Raw genomic sequence first — 22,223 nt, forward strand, 5'->3', positions numbered from 1 at the left:
CGCCGTCGCGCTCGGCGCCGCCGCGGCACTGGCCGCGTTGACCGCCTGCACGACGCTGCCGCCGTATTCACCGCCCGCGGTCGCCGTACCGGCGCACTATGCGGGCGCACCGACCGCATCGACCGCACCGGCTGCGCAAGCAGGCTGGCAGGTCGCGATGCCGGCCGACGCCGCCGCGCGCGGCGCGTGGTGGACCGTGTTCGGCGACGCCGACCTGAACGCCCTCGAAGCGCGCGTCGACGTATCGAACCAGACCGTCAAGAAAGCGCTCGCCGATTTGCAGCAGGCCCGCGCGATGGTCGACTACCAGCACGCGGGGTTCCTGCCGACGATCACTGCGGGCGCCGCGCAAAGCCGCGCCCGCGTGTCGCAGAACCGGCTCGGCTCGTCGCTGGCCGGCAAGACCACGCCCGACTATCAGGCCGGCGTGGCCGCGAGCTGGGAGCCCGACGTATTCGGTCGCGTGCGCGATGCGGTGGCCGGCGCGCAGGCGAACGCGGCCGCGAGCGCGGCCGACCTGCAGGCCGTGAAGCTGTCGGTGACGGCCGAGCTCGCGACCGACTATTTCGCGCTGCGCTCGCTCGACACGCAGAAGCAGCTGCTCGACGACACGGTGCACGCATACGCGGATGCGCTGACGCTGCTGAAGCAGCAACTCGCGGCCGGTGCGATCGACGCGTCGGCGGTCGCGCAGGCCGACACGCAGCTCGAAGCGACGCGCACGCAGGACACCGACATCGACGCGTCGCGCGCGCAGCTCCAGCATGCAATAGCGACGCTGGTCGGCGAAAGCGCGTCGACGTTCGCGCTGCCGCCGCGTGTGCAGTCGTACGACGTGCCGGCCATCCCACCCGGCGTGCCGTCGCAACTGCTCGAGCGTCGGCCCGACATCGCGGCGGCCGAGCGCCGCGTCGCAGCCGCGAACGCGCAGATCGGCGAGGCACGCGCGGCGTTCTTTCCGGACCTCGTGCTGTCGGCGAGCGCCGGGCTCGAAAGTTCGTTCTTTGCGCCGTGGCTCACCGCGCCGAGCCTGTTCTGGTCGCTCGGCCCGCAGCTCGCCGGCACGCTGTTCGACGGCGGGCGCCGCAGTGCGTCGCTGCGCGGCGCGCATGCGCAATACGACGGCGCGGTCGCCGATTACCGGCAAACCGTGCTGGTCGCGTTCCAGCAGGTCGAGGATCAGCTGTCGTCGCTCGATGCGCTCGCGTCGGAGGCACGCAGCCAGCAGCGCGCGACCGATGCCGCCGACCTGTCGCTGCGGCTGACGACGAACCGGTTCAACGCGGGCGCCGTCAGCTACCTGGACGTGGTGACCGCGCAGACGATCGCATTGACGAACCGACGTACGGCCGATCAGATCGACGCGCGCCGAATCGAGGCCGAAGTCGGGTTGCTGAAGGCGTTGGGCGGCGGCTGGCAGGCGAGTGCAGACACGGACGCGGATTCAGACACCGGCGCGAAGGAACACACGGTGGCCGTCCGGCCTGAACCCGGCGTCACTCAGCCGGCGGCCGGTTGAACCTGCAAGGAACGCGTGCCGCGCGCTACGCCCGCAAAAATCTTTTCGCGCTGCACTTACGATGCTGCCACTCCGCCTCGATGTCGGCCGTCTCTGCCGTTGCCAGCTGAAATCGAGTGGTTGAGCGACAACGGTTCCGGCTACACGGCCGACGAAACGCGCAGGTTTGCCGTGGATATCGGTCTGAAGCCATTGACCACGCCCGTGTGCAGCCCGCAAAGTAACGGTATGGTTGAGAGCCTCGTGAAAACAATGAAGCGCGGTTACGTGGGTTTCACACCGCGAGCGCAGCGCGCAATCTCGCTATCGCGTTCGAGCATTACAACGAGAAGCATCCGCATAACGCGTTGAAGTATCGCTCTCCACGTGAGTTCAGGCGAACCTTGGCCCGAGAGGGAATCTGATGCAACCTGATGTGGTACTACGTCTCCGTCTCAGAACCACGGCCGAAGGAGGCCGAAATGGGCCGGTGTTCATAAATCCGGGCATGCACTTCGGTTGCCCGCTGGTCATCGAAGGCCAATACTTCGATTGCCGCTGGTTGACAGACGGTCGAGTTCTCGAACTTGGTCACGAACATGATGTACCCGTAACGTTTCTGTCCTTCGCCCTGGTTGCCCCGCTTCTGGCAGTCGGAAAAAAAATCCAGATGTGGGAGGGCGAGGTCTTCGCAGATGGCGTCATTACGAACATCTGTCGAACAGCTGATTCGCAACATTGATGAGTTCGTTCTAGCGCGTGTCCGGAGATACAGGGGCAAGTCTACTGAGCAACGGCAGGCCGTTGGCGCTATGCTCTTGTCACGAGTCGCTTTCCTCATTACGCCGCTCATGAACCAAATCTGACATTGCAAGCTCTTGAAGGCGCATCAGCAAAATCTTCGCGCATACATCCCCCATTTTTTTGCGTGAGCGCAACGCGTGCAGACACGAAAAGAACGTCGCTCCCAGCCTTTGCTGACAGCACTACCACGAGTGTTCCCATTAGCAGTATCTGTGGTGACTGTTAGCAGAAACTCCAAACGGCAACAGCGATGGACCACGCTGTTGCTCGCCCCCGTTCAACTGGGCGTGACCGTCTGATGTGCGGCTTGGCTGGGCTGATTCGCTATGACGGCCAAGCGCCGGCGCAGGTCGAGCGGGTGCTCGCCATGCGCGAGCGACAACGGCATCGTGGGCCAGATGGCCGCGGCTTGTGGCATGACCAACACGCCGTGCTTGCTCACGACCGCTTGGCTTTACTCAACGCCGAGCATGGCGCGCAGCCGATGTGCAGTGCCGACCATCGTTACGTGCTGGTCTACAACGGCGAGATCTACAACTACGCTGAGCTTCGCCACGAACTGAGCGCGCGCTGGTCGTTCCGCACGAACACCGATACCGAGGTGGTGCTCGCCGCGTATGCGGTATGGGGCGAAGCGTGTCTTCGACGCTTCAACGGCATGTTCGCGTTCCTGGTGTGGGACACCCATCGTCAGCGAGCCTTTGCCGCGCGCGACCGGCTGGGCGTCAAGCCGTTCGTTTACCTGCAACAAGGGGCAGAATTCCTGTTTGCCTCGGAGGCCAAAGGACTGCTGCCTGCGATGCAGGCGCCGCGTGCAAATTTCGACGCCGTGCTTGAATACCTGGTGGCGCCGTTCTTCAGCGGCGTGGCGCGACCGATGTTCGACGGCATGGCCTACCTGCCGCCCGGGCATCTGCTGCGCCTGGATCGCGATGGCTTGCAGCTATCGCGCTGGGCGCCGGAGATTGCCGAAAACCCAGCTGCCAGGGCGGACAATATCGCCCACGCGCTGCGCGAGCGGCTGTCCGCAGCTGTCCAGCGTAGCTTGATCGCCGATACACCGGTCGGCCTATTTTTCAGCGGTGGCCTCGACTCCACGCTGATAGGCGGCCTGGCGCGAGCGGCAGGCGCGACACCGCCCTGCTTCACCATTCGCTTTGAAGATCACCATCGCTACGACTACACGCGTTCACTGATCGTGGCGTCCGATGATCAACCTTTCGCCGAACAGGCCGCAAATGAATTGGGCCTGCCACGCGAAGACGTCGCACCGACGCGCTCCGAACTGGCCCAGGATCTGCTGCAATTGGCCACGCAAAACGATGCACTGCCCGCGTGGGAACAAGAGCTGGCGCAACATTACTTGGCGCGAGCCGCCAGCACGCGCCTCAAGGCGGTATTGGTGGGCGATGCCGCCGATGAAACGCACTATGGTTATCACTTTCTGCTCGACCCGCACGCCACCCGCGATCCGACCCATATCCTGCAACGCTTGACCGCCGATCCCTATCTACGGCCCGGCTTGCTGGAGCAACCGTTGCAACACTACGGCGAGGTCTATCGCCAACTCGCGATCGCAGCCGGACATGATTGGCATACGCCCACCTCACGTTTGCGCGCCACGCAATGGCTGGTGCGCCATCGTTGGTTGCAACGGCTGTTGCATAACGGCGATATCCATGGCATGGCACATGGACTGGAAGCGCGCGTCCCCTTCAGCGATACCGAAGTTTTGGACCTGGCTGCCACCATTCCGGCCGAGCTGGCGCTACGTGATGGCGTGGAAAAGGCCATTTTGCGTGAAGCGGCGCGCGGTGCGTTGCCGGAAGCCGTGCGCCTGCGCAGGAAGTCGGCCTTACCCAAGGATCAAGGCAACGGCGAGGCATTGCGCCAGCACACCCGCGAAATACTGGCTACGGACGCCGACCGCATCGCCGGCTTGCTCGACGTACCCCGGCTGCAGCGCCGCTGCGCCGATCCATCCCCGCTGAATGAGCAAGAGCGCGCCGTCATGTTTCGGGCGTGCTCGTTGGCGCACTGGTCGCGGGTTCACGGCGTGAGCATGTCATGAGGCGAGCCTTGTTTTGCGTGGTGCCCGAGAAGGAGCATCTCGATCTTTGTATCGAACCTGACCAGCGCTTGCGAACCGGTAGGCTTCGAAGTGGCGTTCTACGCGCCCGCCATCCCAGCCTGGCCGGGTTGCTGGCGGCTGGCGGGCGAGCGCGGGCGCGAGCGCAGACGCGGAAATGAACACCGGCACGCAGGAACACGCGGTGGCCGCGCGGCCCGAACCCGCCGTCACGCTGCCGACGGCCGGCTGAACGTGAGCATGAAACGCGTGCCGGCCGCATCGCTTTCGACGCGCGCGTTCCCGCCGTGCAGCTCCATCACCGACCGCACGATCGCGAGGCCGAGCCCGGCCGTGCCGCCCGGCGCACCGCCGCTGCGCGCCGGGTCGCCGCGCACGAACCGGTCGAAGATCCGCGGCAGCAGCGCGGGATCGATCGGCTCGCCCGGATTCGCGACGACGACGCGCACCGCGTCCGGCGTTTCGTCGACGGCGAGCGTGATGACACCGCCCGCCGGGGTATAACGCAGCGCGTTCGCGAGCAGGTTGCCGATCGCGCGGCGAAACAGCTCGACATCGGCGGTCAGCTGCCCCTGCCCGTCGACGCGCAGCGTCGAGCCCGCTTCGTCGGCGAGCCCCTCGAAATACCCGGTGATGCGTTCGAGTTCGTCACGCACGTCGAACGCCCGCTGCCGCGTGACGAAGCTCGGATGCTCGGCGCGCGCGAGGAACAGCACGTTGTCGATCATCCGCGCGAGCCGGTCGTATTCCTCGAGATGCGATTCGAGCAGCGCCTGATATTCATCGGCCGGCCGCGGCCGTGCGAGCGCGACCTCGGTCGCGCCGCGCATGTTGTTCAGCGGCGTCCGCAGGTCGTGCGCGAGATCGGCGCTGAATTGCGACAGGTGCGAGAACGCCTGCTGCAGGCGGCCGAGCATCGCATTCTGCGCATCGACGAGTGCCCGCAGCTCGCGCGGCGCGCGCGACGCATCGAGGCGCGTATCGAGCTTGTCGACCGTGATCCGGCCGGTGTTGTCGACGATCTCGCGCAGCGGCTTGAGTGCCGTGCGGATCAGCCCGTAGCCGAGCAGCAACGCGAACAACGCGCCGACACCGCCGGCAAGCTTCAGCCGGTCGCGGTAACCGTCGAGCAGGGCGGCCCGGTCGCGCATATTGCGCGCGATTGCGATGTGAATCGGCGTGCGGTCGCCGAGCAAGGCCTCGATCACGACGCCGCGCATCGGCGTGCCGCCCGCCGCGATCCATGTGACGAGTCGATCGGCCGTGATCCGGTCGTCCGCGGGTATCGGCGTCGCCTTCGGCGCAAACAGCTGCGCGTCGGCCAGCGGCGCCGACGCTGCCGCACGCGTGTCGTCGAGCGCGGCGAGCGTGACGTTGTGGCGCACCAGCATGTCACCCCGCGCATCGGTGACGACCATCGACAGCGCCTCGTTGCCGAGCACCTGGCTCGTGAGCCGCTCCGTATGCGCGCGCACCGCGTCGAGCGATTCGAGCTCGCCCGCGAGCCGGCGCGTATGGCGCGCGGCGAGCACGATGTCGAGGTCGTCCTGCGTATTGACCTGCCGCTCGAGGCTCGCGTACACGTACACGCCGACGAGCGCGAACGCGGCCAGCGTGGTCGCGGCGATCGCGAGTGCGAGCGTCGCGGCAAGCGAGCGCGGCCGCGTCATGCGTCGTCCTTCGGTTCGAGCACGTAGCCGACACCGCGCACCGTGTGGATCAGCTTCACCGGGAACGCGTCGTCGATCTTCGCGCGCAGGCGCCGGATCGCGACTTCGACGACGTTGGTATCGCTGTCGAAATTCATGTCCCATACGTAGGACGCGATCTGCGTGCGGCTCAGCACCTCGCCCTGCCGGCGTGCGAGCAGTTGCAGCAGCGAGAATTCACGCGGCGTCAGGTCGATCCGCGTGGCGCCGCGCTTCACGCGGCGGCGCACGACGTCGATTTCGAGGTCGCCAACCGCGAGATGCTCGGTTTCGCGCGGCGGCCCGCGCCGCGCGAGCGTGCGGATGCGGGCGAGCAGCTCGACGAACGCGAACGGCTTCACCAGGTAATCGTCGGCGCCGAGCTCGAGGCCGTGCACGCGGTCCTGTACGTCGTCGCGCGCGGTCAGGAACAGCACCGGCGTCGTATGCGTGTCGCGCAGCCGCTTCAGCACGCCCCAGCCGTCGAGCACCGGCAGCATCACGTCGAGCACGATGACGTCGTAGCGCTCTTCCTGCGCGAGCATCAGCCCTTCGCCGCCGTCCTTCGCGAGATCGACGCTGAACCCCGATTCTTCGAGGCCTTTCTTCAGGTAGGCGCCCGTCTTCGGCTCGTCTTCAACTATCAGGATGCGCATGGCGGTTCCGTCGCGGTCGTGGTGGCATGCGGCGATGTTACCGGGAAACGGCGACGGCGCACTGCACGGTGCAAGCGAGAACGCGGTAGATGACAAAACGGTAATCGGGCGGTCAGCTAGGCGTGCGGTGGCGAACCCCCGAACCCCATTGGCGGCGCCGATTGGTATGCCGAAGGCGGGCAGCCCGGCGCACGCGGGCGCGGTGCGGACGCCGGGAACCGAGGACGGCCCCGACGACGATGTCCGCACGTCGCACGCGTCGCGAACGCGTATGCAACCGAAGTCGAAGGCGTCTTCCCGAGCCGCTGCCGCCGTTGTTGGGCGCCGGCCTGCGCGAACCCGCGCGTCGGATCGAACGCGTCGCGGATCGTCGCCGACGTGCCGGCCGTTCGCGTGGCCATCGCGTCCGGATTCTCGCGCGCGGGCCCTGCCGAAGCCGGTGCACCGCCGTCCACACCAGGCCGCCGCCCAGCACGGTAAGGCCCCCTTCCGCTCCGTTCCGATTCCTTCATGCCTGCACGCCGCACCCATTGAGCAACACCGAGCTTGCTGAGCGGCGTTTCGTCGAGCGGTTTCGCCACGGCCCGGACGAGCGCATCGGAACTGCCCCGAAAGCGAGGCCCGGCCGGATCAGGGCTTGCATCAGGCGGCATCGATAGCCCATGCCGGCACGGCCGCGCCCCGACCAAAAGTAACCGTCAGAACATCATATGATTGCATTCTCACATTTTATGTGATTTTATTATCGTATGTCGCACGCCGCCGCCGCCCACGCGCACGGCGCACCCCATACCAAGGAAGAGACGCAGATGGAGACAATCGCCGTCATCGGCAGCAACATGGTCGACCTCGTGACCTATGTCGCACGCATGCCCGCCCGGGGCGAAACGCTCGAGGCACCGAACTTCGAGCTCGGCTGCGGCGGCAAGGGGGCAAACCAGGCCGTCGCGGCCGCCCGCCTCGGCGCGCGCGTCGTGATGGTCACGAAGGTCGGCGACGACGTCTTCGCCGACAACACGATCCGCAACTTCGAGCGCGAAGGCATCGACACCACGCACGTGCGCAAGGTCGCCGGCGTGCCGAGCGGCGTCGCGCCGATCTTCGTCGAACCCGATTCGAGCAACAGCATCCTGATCGTCAAGGGCGCGAACCGCCATCTGACGCCGGCCGACATCGACGCGGCCGCGCCGCAGCTCGCCGCATGCAAGCTGATCGTGCTGCAGCTCGAGATCGAGCTCGACACCGTCTATCACGCGATCGAATTCGGCGCGCGCCACGGCATTCCGGTGCTGCTGAATCCCGCGCCCGCGGTGGCCGATCTCGATTTCGAGCGGATCCGCACCGTCGAATTCTTCGTGCCGAACGAGACCGAACTCGCGATCGTGTCGGGCATGCCGGTCGATTCGCGCGACACGGCAGCGCGCGCCGCCGAAGCGCTGATCGCGCGCGGGCTCAAGCACGTGCTCGTCACGCTCGGCAGCAACGGTTCGCTGCTGGTGTCGCGCGACGGCGTGCATCACGTGCCGGGCGTGCCGGTCGACGCGCGCGACACGACCGGCGCCGGCGATGCGTACATCGGCTGCTTCGCGCGCTGCTATGCCGCGTCCCGCGACGCACTCGACGCGATGCGTTACGCGTCCGCGTATGCCGCGCATTCGGTCACGGGCCTCGGCACGCAGAAGTCGTACGCCGACACCGCGACGTTCGAACGCTTCCTACGCGACGCCGGCTGCTGACCGGCGCCTTCATCGACGAGACAATTGGGAAGGAGACACCCATGGGCCGAGCCAGAATCGAACACACCCCCGACGGCTATTACCTGAACCGCACGCCGCTCTTCGCGTTCACGCTGCTGTGCTGCCTGTTCGCGCTGTGGGGCACCGCCGCGAACCTGAACGACGTGCTGATCGCGCAATTCAAGAAGTCGTTCTTCCTGTCCGATTTCGAATCGGCATTCGTGCAGTCCGCGTTCTATCTCGGCTACTTCTTCCTCGCGATTCCGGCCGCGACCGTCGTGAAGAAGTTCAGCTACAAGACGACGATCCTCGTCGGCCTGCTGCTCTACACGAGCGGCTGCCTGCTGTTCTTCCCGGCCGCGTCGATGGCGAAGTACGGGATGTTCCTCGTCGCGCTGTTCGTGATCGCGGCCGGCCTGTCGTTCCTCGAAACCGCGTCGAACTCGTATTCGACGCTGATGGGCCCGCGCGACACCAGCACGCGGCGGCTGAACATCTCGCAGACGTTCTATCCGTTCGGCGCGATGGCCGGCGTGTACATGGGCAGCTTCCTGATCTTCAAGGAAGGCGATGCGTCGCATGCGCAGCTCGCCGCGATGTCGGCGGCCGACGCGCACGTGCACCAGCTCGCGATGATCCAGGCCACGCTCGAGCCGTACAAGTGGCTGATCGTCGTGCTCGTGGCCGTGTTCATCGTGTTCGCGCTCACGCCCTACCCGGCCTGCAAGGGCAACGGCTCCAGCGTGGCCACGCACCGGATCGACGCGCGCGGCACGCTCGCACGCCTGTTCGGCAACCGGCGCTTCGTCGCGGGTGTCGTCGCGCAGTTCCTGTATGTCGGCGCGCAGGTCGGCGTGTGGAGCTTCACGATCCGGCTCGCGATGCAGATCGGCGGCCTCACCGAGCGCGGCGCGTCGCACTACCTGCTTGCCACGTTCTTCGCATTCTTCGTCGGCAAGCTGATCGCCACGCTCGTGATGAAGCGCGTCGGCCCGGCCAAGGTGCTGATCGTCTACGGCATCCTGTGCATCGCGCTGCTCGCCTACACGATCAGTGTGCACAACATCACGGCCGTCTATGCGGCCGTGGGCGTGAGCGTGTTCCTCGGCCCGTGCTGGCCGACGATCTACGGTCTCACGATCGACGGGCTCGGCAAGGACACCGAATATGGCGGCTCGATCCTCGTGATGAGCATCGTCGGCGGCGCGGTCGTGCCGCTGATCCAGGGGCTGATCTCCGATCACACGGGCGGCAACATGCAGCTCGCGTTCGTCGTGCCGCTCGCGTGCTTCGTCGTGATCGTCTACTACGGCTTCTACTGCCTGCGCCACCTGCCGGCCGCGACGCCCGACGCAGCCGCCGACGGTCAAGCGCCCTCGCGCTACGCCGCCACGCGCAACACGTCGGGGGCGTGATCATGCGAGGCGAAATCGAACTGCGGCGCGACGACTTCCGCGACACGCCGCGCACGCTGTACCGCACCGACGGGCTCACCGTTACCGCGTTCGCGTATCCGTCCGGCGTCGAGGCGCTAAGGCTCGAGAACCGCCGCGGCCACCTTGTCGTGCTGCCGTATCTCGGCCAGATGATCTGGGCCGCCGCGTTCGACGGCCGCGACCTGACGATGAAGCACATGTTCCGGCAGCCGAAGCGCGCGGCGTCGATCATCGATACCTACGGTTGCTTCATGTTCCACAGCGGGCTGCTGCGCAACGGCTGCCCGGGGCCGGACGACACGCATGCGCTGCACGGCGAGATGCCGTGCGCGCCGATGGATCGCGCGTGCGTCGTCGTCGGCGCGGATGCGCGCGGCGCGTTCGTCGAAGTAACCGGCGAATACGAATACGTGCAGGGTTTCGGCAGCCACTACGTGGCGCGCCCGTCGGTGCGGCTCGCCGAGCACGCCGCGCAGATGACGATCGCGATGGACGTCACGAATCTCGGCGGCACGCCGATGGACCTGATGTACATGGCGCACCTGAACTATGCGTACGTGCCGGGCGGCCGCTTCGTGCAAGCGTTGCCACGAGGCGGGTTGCGGCTGCGCGACAGCGTGCCCGCGCACGTCAGGCCGACCGCCGCGTGGCGCGACTACACGGCCACGCTCGCGCACGCACCGGAACGGCTTCACACGCTCGATGCGCCCGCGCTGTACGACCCGGAGATCGTGTTCTTCATGAACGGCGCGGAAACGGATGCGGACGGCGTCGCGCATTTCCTGCTCGAACATCCGGATGGCGGCGCATTCCACACCGCGTACCGCCCCGAGCAATTCCCGCATGCGACGCGCTGGATCCTGCACAACGCGGACCAGCAGGTCGCCGCGTTCGCGCTGCCGTCGACCTGCGAGCCGGAGGGGTATGAAGCCGAACGCCGCAAGGGCCATGTGGCGGCGCTCGCGCCGGGGGCGACGCGCCGCTTCGACGTCGTCACCGGCTACCTGAGCGCGGCGGAAGCCCGCCATGCGTGAAGCGATGCGCGGCCGCGCGGCGTCAGGTCACGAGCGCGATCCCGTGTTCGCGGATCGCCGTTTCGTAGCGGCGGCTCAGTTGCCCGTCCGAGATCACGTAGTTGAAGTCGGTCAGCTCGGCGAAATAGGCCGCGCGCACTTCGTCGAACTTCGTGTGGTCGACGAGCAGGAAGCGGTTCTGCGCGCGTTCCATTACCTTCTTCTTCGCGTCGACTTCGTGGAAGTTGAAGCAGGTCACGCCACAGCGGTCGCTCACGCCGGCGGCCGAGATGAAGGCCTTCGACACGCGCACCGTGTCGAGGATGCCCGTCTCGGCCACCGATTCGAACACCATGTTCTTGCGGTGGTACGCGCCGCCGCACAGGATCACGCTGCAGTGCGGCTTCTGCTGCAGCTTCGCGAACACGTTCAACGAATTGCAGACGGCGGTGAATTCGAGGTCGTCCGGAATGAAGTCGACGACGAACGGCGTGGTCGAGCCGCAGTCGACGAAGATCGTATCGCCGGTCGTCACGAACTGCGCGGCCAGCTTGCCGATGCGGCGCTTCTCCTCGGTCTGCCGGTTGTTCTCGGCGCTGACCACGTACTCGCCGATGTCGCTGCGCTGCGCGGCGAAGTGGCGCGTCACGTACCCGCCGATCAGGCTCAGGCCGTGCGGGTTGTCCGCGAGATCGCGGCGGATCGTCATCTCGGATACACCGAACAGCTCGGCCACTTCCTTCAGATGAATCGCGTTCTGCCCTTGCAGCACGTTCATCAATGTCTTGATCCGTTCGCCTTTCTTCGTTTCCATGCCAGTATCCTGCGTGCCCGTCGCATCCGTCGCTCGTCGTGCCGGGCGCAAGGGCCCGGCCGGAATGTCGTATTTGTAACAAACCGATGTGAAAACATCAACTTTACGTGTGCCCTTCCGGCACACGCTCCGTGGAGTCCTGAAACATGCCGCTTTCCAACGCCCAACTCGCTCAAACCATCGATCACACGCTGCTCGCGCCCGACGCGAGCGACGCGCAGATCCGCGAACTCTGCCGCCAGGCGGCCGAGCATCGCTTTTACTCGGTCTGCGTGAATTCGGCGAACGTGCCGCTCGCCGCGCGCGAGCTGGCCGATACCGGCGTGCTCGTGTGCGCGGTGGTCGGCTTTCCGCTCGGTGCCGGGTTGTCGGCCGCCAAGGCATTTGAAGCCACCGCCGCGATCGCGGCAGGCGCCGGCGAGATCGACATGGTGATCAACATCGGCGCGCTGAAGAGCGGCCGCGCCGACGACGTGAAAGCCGACATCGACGCCGTGCACCAGGCGTGCGGCGCGGTGCCGCTCAAGGTGATCCTCGAAACGGGGCTGCTGACCGACGACGAGAAAGTGCGCGTGTGCGAGATGTGCCGCGATCTCGGCGTCGCGTTCGTGAAGACGTCGACCGGGTTCGGCCACGGCGGCGCGACGCTCGCGGATGTCGCGCTGATGCGCCGCACGGTCGGCCCCGTGCTCGGCGTGAAGGCATCGGGCGGCGTGCGCGACCGCGCGGCCGCGCTGGCGATGATCGAGGCCGGCGCGACGCGGCTCGGCACGAGCTCGGGGGTGGCGATCGTCACCGATCAGGGCGGGAGCGCGGCGGCGTATTGACGGACGCCTCAAGCCGCCACACCCCGGCACGACGTCACGTCCGGCAACAACGGCAGCGTGAACATCTCGACGCTGAACACGTTCATCCGGGACACGTCCGATTTCGCACGCCGATGGCTGGATGACGGCTGCCGATCGGTGCTGTCGCCGAAACCCGGCACCCTCGCCCGAAAGAACACCACCCGCGAAGGCTGTGAAGCCCTCGCGGCTTTTTTGCCTTCAACAGCCCCGCTGTCGACCGCCAGCCGGAGGCCGGAAGCCTTCGTGCATCACTGACCGGCTCGCTCGTTCTGACGGACTGCAAGCCCCTCAAGCGGAACGGATGCCCATCGTCACGCAAGCATCGACGAACGGCGGGCGTCCATCCCGCTCCGCTCACCGGTCCGGCACGGCTTCTGCGTTGATGCGCCGGTTCTCCACTTCAGCGCGCATCGCTTGCGCACGGGCGGCCAGATGCAGACGCAGCGCCTCCGCCCGATCCGCATGGGCACGGGCGAGAAGTTGATCGCAATCGATCGGGCCCGTGGCCGGCAAACCCAGGCGCTCATACTGCTCGTCCGGTGCATGGCTGGCGCGCATCAGGTCGCGTGCAAGCGTCGCCATGCGATGCTCGACGGCGTCGTCGAACAGCGGGTGGGCCTGCCCAGGATCCGCGAGAAGATCGAATAGCAGCGTACCGGCACGATACGAGTATCCAATGGGCTGGCTGACGATCTTCATCATGCTCACGCCTTGCGAAAACGGGAACGGCCCGGCCAGCTCGATATCTTGCAGCTCTTCGACGCGGAACATCTCGCGCATGTGCGTGGGCATCAACGTATATTCATACAGCGGTGCATTGCGGTCCGGATCGGGCCCGGAGCGCATGTACACATAACGCCCGTCCGTCACGTTGACATGTTCGCCATGCATGCCGAACAGTGCCGCTTCCCGGACCGGACGATCCTCGTCGATGGTTTTCCCGAGCGCCACGCCCTGCATGCGCGGTGTCGCCGGCAAGCCGAAGAAATCCAGAAGCGTCGGTGCGATGTCGATCATCTGCACGAGAGACTGGCGCCGAACGCCCGCACGACCGGAGCGGGGATCCCAGATGAACAGCGGCGTATGCGCAAGCTCGTCGAACCAGGGTTGCGCCGTCTTGGCCCACCAACCGTGTTCTCCCAGCATGTATCCATGGTCCGTGCACACGATGAGCATGGTGTCCCGCCACAGATTCAGTTCGTCCATCAGGTCGAGAACCCGACCCAGCGAGTGATCGCACATGGAAACGAGCGCGGCATATTCGGCTCGTGCATCCCGGATGTCGTCGTCGGTTTCGTTGTCGGAAACGGGACCGTATGGCGGCCAGTCGAAATGCGCGTCCGTATTCTTTCGAGGATAAAGATCACGATACTTCGGATAACTGGTGAACGGTTCATGGGGATCGAAAGTCTCGATCTGAAGCAACCACGAATCGGCATCGTGATTTTCCCGGATGAACGCCTCGCCTGCATCGAAAGTCAGCGTTTGCGGATGGAGATCTTCGGTCGGGTAGTACTGGCGGTTGACGAAGTCCTGCCGTGCGGCTTTTTCGTTCAGCGCCCCCTTGAGCCGCACCGGCATCGGCGGCCGCCGGATTTGCCCCTTCCACGGGTCGCCCTCCTGCCCGCGGAAGCACTCCCAGCTGCTGTACCGCGTATGATAGGTCGCACCGCCATCTTCCCAGTAGTGCGGATGATCGCTGGCCAGATGCGTATGGATGCCCTTGCGTCGAAGCATGTCCGGCATCGAATCGTCGAACGGTTCGAGCGGCCCCCAGCTTCGATGCAGGAAGTTGTAGCGCCCGGTATGCAATTCCCTGCGGGCAGGGATACACGCCATGCTGCCGACATAGCAATGGTCGAACGTCGCACTCCGCTCGGCGAGTCGCTGGAAATTCGGCGCCTTTACCCATGCGTTGCCATATGGCGGAAGCATATGCCGATTAAGGCTGTCGTACATCACAAGAATCGCTTTCATGATTCGCTCATTTCGCTCCAGGATTAACGCTCATTTTTCGTACGTTCGGCGCGTCAGTTTCGTGCACGGATGCGAAGCTGGTTGCGCACCTCGCCGACACCCGGCACGCGTTGCGCCGTACCGATCGCCAGCGCGACCTGTTCCGCGTCCATCACATCGCCGGAGAGCGTGACGACGCCGCCACGCACGAAGATCAGCAAGCGGCTCGCGTCGAGCCGCTTCGTTCGCCCGAGCACACGCGCAACGCGCTTCCTCAACTGGCGATCCGCCGCCTTCTGCGCCTTGGACGGCGCCGCCGCGGGCATTGAAGAAGGCGCCGGCTCCGCTTGCTGCTCCTGCGCGGCCGCGGTCGCGGCCACCAGCGTCAGCACCGTGGCCGCAACCGCCCGGCACATCGTCATTCGAACCTGCATACATCCTCCCAAAAGTATCGATGCGCTGGCCATGCTGCGTCTCGGAGCCCGGCCGCACGTCGAATGTGTGCCTAGAATTGCGTGATCATCCCGATCGAAATACCGGTCACCGCGCGGCCGTCCGGACGAAGATTCAACGCCGACACGTTTGCGGGATCTTTCTTGTATGCACCGGAAAACCCGTTTCGGTCGAATTCGACATAGAGTTCGGAGCGCTTCGAAAGAAAGTATTCGACCATGGCATACGTCGTCATCTTCCGGCCGTCGGCACCGGCGACGTTTTTCAGATTGCTGGCGATGTCGTAGTAAGTCGCGCCTGTGAACTGCACCGTGGGCGTTACCCGATAGACGAGCCCGACTGCGGGAATATGATCGCGCCGCGCCGCCCCGGCCGCGGTCGCTGCGGAAACGTTCAGCGCGCTATAGCTCAAATACATCCGGGTCGGCCCGAGTTGCCATGTCGCGCCGCCCATTGCCGTCTCCGCCCGCTGCGAGGCACTGGCGTTGTAGGACTTCTGATACGCGGCGGCGAGCAGCAATGTCCGAAACTGGTAGCTGGTTCCGACGGCGAAGTTGGTTCCGGCGAGCGTGCTGCCAGCCACACCGCCCGGCGAATAACTCGCACGCAGCGTGAATCCTCCGCTACGCCCGACGTACTTGATCGTATTGTTGAACCGCGCGTCCAGCGTGAAGAAATTGCCGCCCCAGACAATGCCCGGCACGGTGGCCAGCGAAGGGCCATTGGCCTCGTTCGGATCGAGCTGAACGCCGATGTCTTCAGCCGCATTGAGTTGGCGACCCAGCATCACCCGGCCGAATCCACCCTCGAGCCCGACATATGCGCGCTGGGAAAAAAGCGTACTTGACGATTTCATGCCGCCCGTACCGCTGACGAATCCGCTCTGCAACATGAAGATCGCACGCCATCCCGCGCCCAGGTCCTCCGCGCCGCGCATACCGAACGAGTTGCCCGAAATCGAATTGCTGTCGAACCCGATCTGATGGCCACCTTTCACCCCATCGGTCCAGCGCACCCCTCCTCCCATCGTTCCGAACAGCGTCACGCTCGACTGCGCATACGCCCCTCCCGAGATCACCATGGCGATCACCGCTACAGCTCGTTTCCGCACACTCCCCTCCACTTAATCATTAGTTATGTTAAATAATTATCATGAAATTTCACTCGGAAAACTGCCTGGCCAATGCCGCCGCCGGCCTGAAGAGCGGAGCGCGGGGGTGTCGGCTTCGACACCCCCGCGCTCCGGCGCCGTCAACGCTCCTGCTGTTCGCGCCACTCTCCGGGGCGCGGCAAATCGACGACCGGGAATCGGGTTCCCTTGCCGGCCGGCAGAACATCCGCTGTCTCGACTTGCCATCTCAACAACGACGCGAGCATGCCGGCTTCGATCTCGGCGTATTCCGGCAGGCCGGCCAGATTCGTGGTCTCGTGCGGATCGGTCGTCCGTCGATACAATTCCGGCGCTTCGTACAATCGCCACACGTAAGTCCATTCAAGCGTGCGAACGACTGCCACCTTGCCAACCGACTCGGGATGTTCCTTTTGCTGCACGCCCTTGATGTCGTACGGGAAGCCGGCATTCTCGAAATGATCGGCTTCGCTGACGAGAAATCCGCCTTCGCTGAACACCTTCTCGCGATGCGCTGCGCCCGTCTCGCGAAGGCACCGTGCGAAGCTGCGCCCGTAGTGCGCGTGCGTGGCCTGGAGACCGGCCAGATCCAGCAAGGTCGGAAACACGTCGATCAGTTCGACCAGTGCGTCTGAAACCGTGCCTGCCACGCCGGGCGTCGATCCGCCCGACACGATCAACGGGTTTCTCAGCAGGCAGTCGTGCACACCGGATGGCCACTTTTCGGCGAGACCGAAATCGCCGAGATATTCGCCATGATCGGAGAAGAAGGTGGTGATCAGCCGTTCCGGCTCCGTCGCCTGCCCGGCCGCATTCATGATTCGCCCGACGTGATGGTCGAGTCTCGACACCATCCCGTAATACACGGCACGCAGTTCCCGCCACTGCGCGTCGGTCATGCGATCCCAGCCGTGCGCTTTCGCCAGCGCGTCGACGTAAGCCGGCATGCGTCCGGTTCCGCCGACGCGCTCCGGCACCGCCTCGCGGTCATACATCGAGAACCACGGCTCCTCGGCTTCGAACGGAGGGTGCGGCGCAAAGAGCGGGACATACAGCACCCAGGGTTCTCGCGGCGCATGCTTGAGCCAGTGCTCCGCAGTGCGGACCACCACTTCGTCATATTCGGCATTCGCCTGATCCTGCGAGCGCTGCCCACGATAGAAGGCGCGCACCATCGGGTCGTTCGGATCGCCCTGCGTCTTGCTGCGCAGAAATTCCGCCGCGCTGCGCCGCGTTTCCTCGGGCAGGAAACCGTGCTCATGCATCGACAACTCGGTCGCGCCGGCGGCAAACGAGTCGCCACGGCCGCCGGCCATGGCGACGTGGTAGCCGTTTTCCTTGAAGACGCGCAGGAAATTGGGTTCATGCGGCCCGAGCAGGTGGCCGAGTGTGCGATGACCGGCCACATGCGGATACAGGCCCGACAGGAACGACACGCGCGACGGCGAACAGACGCTGTGCTGCCCGAACGCCTGCGTAAAGGCCACCCCGTCGGCCGCGAGCCGATCCAGATTCGGCGTCAGGACGGGGGTTGACGGATGCACCGCATGCACGCAATCAGCACGCAGCTGATCCGCGACAATGACGATGAAATTGGGCTGCTTGGTCATTTCATATCCGATAGTGAAGAGACATTCGAGGTCAACGCACGGCCTTGACAAAGATGATGACGAGCGCACCGAGCGCCGTCGCACAACTCGCCGTCACGAACAACGTGTCGTAACGGATCGCACCTCCGGGTAGCGTCAGCCATGTCACGAGAAGCGACAGGACGAACTGCGGCAGCACGTTCGCGAGATGGAAGACGCCCATGTCTTTTGCCGCGGTATCGGGGTCGGGCAGCACCTCGGTCACCAGCGCCAGATCGACGGCCAGATACGCGCCCTGTGCAACGCCGATCCACACGATCACGTACAGCAGTTGCACGAGCGTCGTGCAAGCCAGCAAACCCAGTAGACCGAGCGCCATCCCCAGCCCCGCCACGAGGACGAATATCTTCCGGCGACGCAAACGATCCGACACTCGCCCGAACAGCAACGCACTGACCGTCATGGCCGCCGTGGCAACCAGCAGGCACATGAACATGGCATGAGGCGTTTCCTGTTGCGACAGGCCGATCCGGTCGCGCAAAAAGAACATCAGGTAGTGTTGCAGGCAGCTCACGCCGAACAGCACCAGCGCACGCGACAGCCACGCGACGGCAAAATCGGGGTGCTTGACCGGATTCGTCCAGAAACAGGCCGCCAGCCGTTTCCATTGCAACCGTTCAAGATGCCCCTCCTCGAGTCGCCGGTCGTTCGCAAATACGACAAAACACACTATTGCCGTAAAGGCGAGCGCACCTTGCAGCATGGCGACGGACACGAGATCGGGCGCCAGTTGCCTCACGATCCACACGCCCAGCAGGATGCCGATCGGCGGCGTGAATCCGACAATCGACGAAAAAAATCCGAGCCGCTCGGGTGGCACCTGATCCGGAAGAATCGCATTGAGACCGCTCAGGGTCGCATTGAACGACAGCGCCATCAGCGCCCATCCCAGCGCAAGCTGCGCCGGCGACCGAGCCGTTGCCAGAATCGCCATGGCGCCCAGGCCCGCCACCGCGCCTCCGAAGATCCACGGCTTGCGCATGCCCCACCGGGCGCGAGTGTGATCGCTCAGCACGCCGAAGATCGGTTGCGCGATCGATCCGACAATCGCGCCGACGGCGATCGCCTGGGCCAGCACGGTCGCCTTGGCCGTCGGCGCGATGCGCTCGGCGAGCATCGGCAGGATCATCATCGGATACGGAATCAACGCCAGCCAGACGCCGACGAAGGCCAGCGTCAGGGTAATGCCGAGATGTCCGCGGGATCGCCTGCCGGCCGCCGCAAGCACGAGTTCGTCCATAGTGTCTCCATTGCATCCGATTGGGCACGATAAAATCATCCGATCGGATAAATTATTGAGGCAGGGCGGCCACGTCAACCGCCTATGCCCGGTATGTGACCCCCCTTCCCGCTCCGAAACAGCGCGAACAGATCCAGCGCCATCGGCACAGCCGCCTGCTGCTTACCTGCCGAATTCACGATGCTCGAGCCGGACCGTCGCATCGACGACGTGATGCACCGCTGAACGGGCGAGCGCAATCCGATAGTCCCCTTCCCGGATGCGCCACCGCCCCGATGTTTCGTCGAAACAACCGAGCAAGCGTGGATCCGCGATCATGCTCACCCTGACCGACGCGCCGGCACGCAGCCAGACGCGCTCGAAACCGAGCAGGCGCATGCGCATCCCTTCGGCCGCATGGGTCAGATACAGCTGCGGAACGTCGTCGCCGTCGCGCGGGCCGGTATTGGTGACGGTAAAGCTCGCCGTTACCGTGTCGCCACCGCTCACCGCGAAATCGCTGTATGCAAAATCCGTATAGCTCATCCCGTGACCGAAAGCGAACATCGGCCGGTTGCCTCGCTGCGCGAACCAGCGGTATCCGACTTCGGCGCCTTCGTCATAGCGAACCTGAATCGGCGTGCCGAGTTCGACATCCGCGCCGGGCAAGCGCGGATGCGGTGTTTGATCGACGCTGACGGGGAACGTGACGGGCAGACGCCCAGAAGGGTTGACTTCCCCCGTCAACACTTCGGCAATCGCCTGTGCGCCGGCCTGCCCCGGGAACCAGGCCTGAACGATGGCGCGCACCTTGTCTCGCCACGGCATCGCGATCGGGTTGCCGGTCTGCAGCACGACGACGACATTCGGATTCACGCGCGCCACCGCATCGATCAAATCATCCTGGCCATACGGCAACGTCATGTCCGGACAATCGAAACGCTCCCCCTCGTGCCGGATTGCGTTCACGATCACGATTTCGGCCTTTGCAGCCAGCGCCACCGCATCGGCAATATGCGCACCGCTGTCGAAATCGATCGTGGTTCCGGGCAGGCGCGCACGCAGCTCGGCAAGTGGCGACGGCCCGGAAAAGCACATCGACGTCGCCCCGAGCAACGGATGGCTTCTGAACGGCACTTCCGCCGCGTATCCGCCGCGCGGCCGGACCTGGCTCGAACCGGACCCCGACAGGACACCGACCTGCGCGAAGCCACCGATCAGCCCGATCCGTCTCGTGTTCCGGGCGAGCGGCAACATCGCATCACGGTTCTGCAACAAGACGATGCCTTTACGGGCAATCTCCAGTGCCACGTCGTTATGCGCGTTCGCATCGATCGGCTCGGCGGCCGATTGCCGGTCGATGCCCACGGCAAAGTACGAACGCAACATGCGTTGCACCATCTCGCTGATCCGTTCCCGGGGAACACGGCCTTCGTCGAACGCGCGGCGCAACGGTTCATTGAACCATTCGCATTCGTCGAGCTGGGCGCCGGAATGCTGGTCCAGGCCCTTGAGCGCGAAATCCCAGCTGTTGACCGCACGCCAGTCGGACATCACCCAGCCCTTGAAACCCATCGCGTCCTTGACGGTGTCCTGCAGGAGCCGCTTGTTACCGCACGCATATTCGCCGTTGACGAGATTGTATGCAGCCATCAACGCGCCGGGCCGGCCATCCTCGATCGCGATCTGGAACGCGAGAAGATCGCTCTCCCGATGCGCGGCCGGATCGATGATCGCATCCAGAAAGAACTTGTTGGTTTCGCTCGCATTGAGCGATACGTGCTTCACCAACGCGACGACCCCTTCGGCCTGCGTACCGGACACCAGGCCGGCACCGAGCTTGCCCGACAGGAGCGGATCTTCCGACACGTATTCGAAATTCCTGCCGTTGCGCACCTCGCGCACCAGGTTGATGCCGCCGCCGAGCGCGACGTTGAAGCCACGCTCGCGCATTTCCTTGCCGATCAGCGACCCCGCCGCCCGCGCCAGCGCCGGATCGAACGTGGCGCCGAGCGCAAGGCCCGCCGGCAGCGCAGTGGCCGTGTCGTTCGCATCATGGGTCGCCCGCACGCCAAGACTGGTATCGGCAAGCAGCAGCGGCGGAATGCCCAGCCGCGGAACGCCCTGGACATATCCGGCGATGGCGGGAACGTGCGCCGGCACACGCGGTTCGCGCGCGTTCGTGCCGAAGATATGCATCATCAGGCTGTACAACATCGAGAACCGTTCGTCGTCCGTCATGCGGGCTTCGACTTCACGGGCGCGTTCGTCAGGATCGGCAATCGCCGCCATGGGTGAAGGCAAGGAGGATTGAAGCAACGCGTTCGAGGATTCGATGCCGGCGTCACGATCGATAAGCGTCATGGGGGGTCGTTTCATTCAATAACTATCCGAGTGGATAATTTATAGATATGCCCACGCCGCCGTCAAGCGCAATGCATATCCATCGCCCCTAGGGCTTTCCCCGACGCCCGTCGAATGCGTTGGCGATCGGGACTGACGGCGCACGCCGCCATGCATGCGGACCCGCCATGGCGTTGCGAACCATTCGGACGAAATGGCACAATCCGGATGACTCGACTCAGGAAACGTTGCGATGCAGATGGTCAGACAGGCTCAGCAGGAACGAAGCGAGCAGACGCGGGCAGAGATCCTGAGCATTGCGCTCGAGCAGTTTTCGACCCACGGCTTCGATGCGGTGAGCGTGCGCGATATCGCTGATACGGCCGGCGTCAATCACGCGATGATTCGCTACTACTTCGGTAGCAAGGAAAATCTGTGGCGGGAAAGCGTGACCTACCTCTTCGACCGCTTCATGGAACAGGCGAAGCCGCCCGGGGCGGATGTGGAGCGGATCTCCGTCGACACCGTGAAGGAATACATCCGGAACTACGTCCGGTATTGCGCGAAGTATCCGGAACACGCACGCCTGATGATGCAGGAAGCCAATCGCGACTCCGAACGATTGAAGTGGATGGCGCAGACGTTCATTCGCCCACGCCACGACCTCACCATTCCGCTGATCGAACAGGTGAGCGCGCAAACGAAGGGGCTCGAAAAGATCGATCCCGTCACGCTCCTGTACATGATCACCGCGATCGCGCAGATCCCGTATCTGCTGACCGCCGAAATCAAATACGCGCACGGCGTCAACGCGATGCGGGAAAAGGCCGTCGAAGCCCATTGCGAAGCCGTGCTGGCGTTCATCTTTCGCTGACGGCACTCCACCGGGCCC

Annotated in this window: 18 protein-coding genes and 1 pseudogene; 9 read left to right on the forward strand and 10 right to left on the reverse strand. The window is 64.8% G+C overall.

The features are described 5' to 3' along the window. Together F3J15_RS01145 and F3J15_RS01150 are read left to right on the forward strand one after the other, a co-directional pair. Positions 1-1,519: efflux transporter outer membrane subunit (locus F3J15_RS01145; RefSeq protein ID WP_166886708.1), on the forward strand; the 1,519-nt coding region annotated here is incomplete at its 5' end. Positions 1,520-1,621: 102 nt separating this feature from the next. Next, positions 1,622-1,923: pseudogene (locus F3J15_RS01150) on the forward strand (integrase core domain-containing protein); the annotation flags it as partial. 17 nt (positions 1,924-1,940) lie between these two features. Here the strand turns inward: F3J15_RS01150 and F3J15_RS01155 are convergent. Then, entirely contained in the window at positions 1,941-2,237 is a 297-nt protein-coding gene (locus F3J15_RS01155) for a hypothetical protein (RefSeq protein ID WP_166886711.1), read from the reverse strand. Positions 2,238-2,552: 315 nt separating this feature from the next. Here F3J15_RS01155 and asnB point away from each other — a divergent pair, with 315 nt between their 5' ends. After that, the gene (asnB, locus tag F3J15_RS01160; RefSeq protein ID WP_166886714.1) at positions 2,553-4,373 is read left to right on the forward strand and encodes an asparagine synthase (glutamine-hydrolyzing); all 1,821 of its coding nucleotides are present in this window, start codon (positions 2,553-2,555) and stop codon (positions 4,371-4,373) included. A gap of 227 nt (positions 4,374-4,600) precedes the next feature. Here asnB and F3J15_RS01165 read toward each other — a convergent pair whose 3' ends face one another. Together F3J15_RS01165 and F3J15_RS01170 are read right to left on the reverse strand one after the other, a co-directional pair. Then, complete coding sequence (locus F3J15_RS01165) at positions 4,601-6,061, reverse strand: heavy metal sensor histidine kinase (protein WP_166886717.1); 1,461 nt, start codon at positions 6,059-6,061, stop codon at positions 4,601-4,603. Further along, on the reverse strand, positions 6,058-6,735 hold the full coding sequence (locus F3J15_RS01170) for a heavy metal response regulator transcription factor (protein WP_166886720.1): 678 nt from the start codon (positions 6,733-6,735) through the stop codon (positions 6,058-6,060). Before F3J15_RS01170 ends, F3J15_RS01165 begins: the two co-directional genes overlap by 4 nt. Before the next feature lie 809 nt (positions 6,736-7,544). Here F3J15_RS01170 and rbsK point away from each other — a divergent pair. Genes rbsK through F3J15_RS01185 form a run of 3 tightly spaced genes read left to right on the forward strand, consistent with a single transcriptional unit; the run spans position 7,545 to position 10,941 of the window. After that, entirely contained in the window at positions 7,545-8,471 is a 927-nt protein-coding gene (gene rbsK / locus F3J15_RS01175) for a ribokinase (RefSeq protein WP_166886723.1), read from the forward strand. 41 nt (positions 8,472-8,512) lie between these two features. Then, entirely contained in the window at positions 8,513-9,886 is a 1,374-nt protein-coding gene (gene fucP, locus F3J15_RS01180) for an L-fucose:H+ symporter permease (protein ID WP_166886726.1), read from the forward strand. A 2-nt stretch (positions 9,887-9,888) separates the two neighbouring features. Beyond that, positions 9,889-10,941 (forward strand): aldose 1-epimerase family protein, encoded by a 1,053-nt coding sequence (locus F3J15_RS01185; protein ID WP_166886729.1) that lies wholly within the window; start codon positions 9,889-9,891, stop codon positions 10,939-10,941. A gap of 22 nt (positions 10,942-10,963) precedes the next feature. On the opposite strand, the gene deoR is transcribed toward F3J15_RS01185, so the two are convergent. Beyond that, on the reverse strand, positions 10,964-11,734 hold the full coding sequence (gene deoR, locus F3J15_RS01190) for a DNA-binding transcriptional repressor DeoR (RefSeq protein ID WP_122950476.1): 771 nt from the start codon (positions 11,732-11,734) through the stop codon (positions 10,964-10,966). Between the two features lie 146 nt (positions 11,735-11,880). On the opposite strand from deoR, the gene deoC reads away from it, so the two are divergent. After that, on the forward strand, positions 11,881-12,561 hold the full coding sequence (gene deoC / locus F3J15_RS01195) for a deoxyribose-phosphate aldolase (protein WP_166886732.1): 681 nt from the start codon (positions 11,881-11,883) through the stop codon (positions 12,559-12,561). A 57-nt stretch (positions 12,562-12,618) separates the two neighbouring features. Then, positions 12,619-12,837: a hypothetical protein gene (locus F3J15_RS01200; RefSeq protein WP_166886735.1), complete on the forward strand. Its 219-nt coding sequence runs from the start codon at positions 12,619-12,621 to the stop codon at positions 12,835-12,837. 99 nt (positions 12,838-12,936) lie between these two features. Here F3J15_RS01200 and F3J15_RS01205 read toward each other — a convergent pair whose 3' ends face one another. From F3J15_RS01205 to F3J15_RS38190, 6 genes are all read right to left on the reverse strand, one after another. Beyond that, on the reverse strand, positions 12,937-14,559 hold the full coding sequence (locus F3J15_RS01205; protein WP_166886737.1) for a sulfatase: 1,623 nt from the start codon (positions 14,557-14,559) through the stop codon (positions 12,937-12,939). 53 nt (positions 14,560-14,612) lie between these two features. After that, positions 14,613-15,005, reverse strand: a complete 393-nt coding sequence (locus tag F3J15_RS01210; RefSeq protein ID WP_240158620.1) for a BON domain-containing protein — start codon at positions 15,003-15,005, stop codon at positions 14,613-14,615. A gap of 38 nt (positions 15,006-15,043) precedes the next feature. Beyond that, positions 15,044-16,081, reverse strand: coding sequence for a porin (locus tag F3J15_RS01215; protein WP_345891463.1), 1,038 nt, complete (start codon positions 16,079-16,081; stop codon positions 15,044-15,046). Between the two features lie 161 nt (positions 16,082-16,242). Continuing rightward, on the reverse strand, positions 16,243-17,799 hold the full coding sequence (locus tag F3J15_RS01220) for a sulfatase-like hydrolase/transferase (RefSeq protein ID WP_345891462.1): 1,557 nt from the start codon (positions 17,797-17,799) through the stop codon (positions 16,243-16,245). After that, a complete protein-coding gene (locus F3J15_RS01225; RefSeq protein WP_166886740.1) occupies positions 17,762-19,009 on the reverse strand; it encodes an MFS transporter in 1,248 nt (415 codons plus the stop codon). The genes F3J15_RS01220 and F3J15_RS01225 overlap by 38 nt, the downstream gene beginning before the upstream one ends. A 162-nt stretch (positions 19,010-19,171) precedes the next feature. Further along, entirely contained in the window at positions 19,172-21,367 is a 2,196-nt protein-coding gene (locus F3J15_RS38190) for a glycoside hydrolase family 3 protein (RefSeq protein ID WP_205190634.1), read from the reverse strand. Between the two features lie 217 nt (positions 21,368-21,584). Between F3J15_RS38190 and F3J15_RS01235 the strand changes: the two genes are divergently transcribed. Then, a complete protein-coding gene (locus F3J15_RS01235; RefSeq protein ID WP_089449313.1) occupies positions 21,585-22,205 on the forward strand; it encodes a TetR family transcriptional regulator in 621 nt (206 codons plus the stop codon). The last annotated feature ends 18 nt before the right edge of the window (positions 22,206-22,223 follow it).

The organism is Burkholderia sp. Ap-955 (genome assembly GCF_011753045.1).
Lineage (GTDB): Bacteria > Pseudomonadota > Gammaproteobacteria > Burkholderiales > Burkholderiaceae > Burkholderia > Burkholderia lata_D.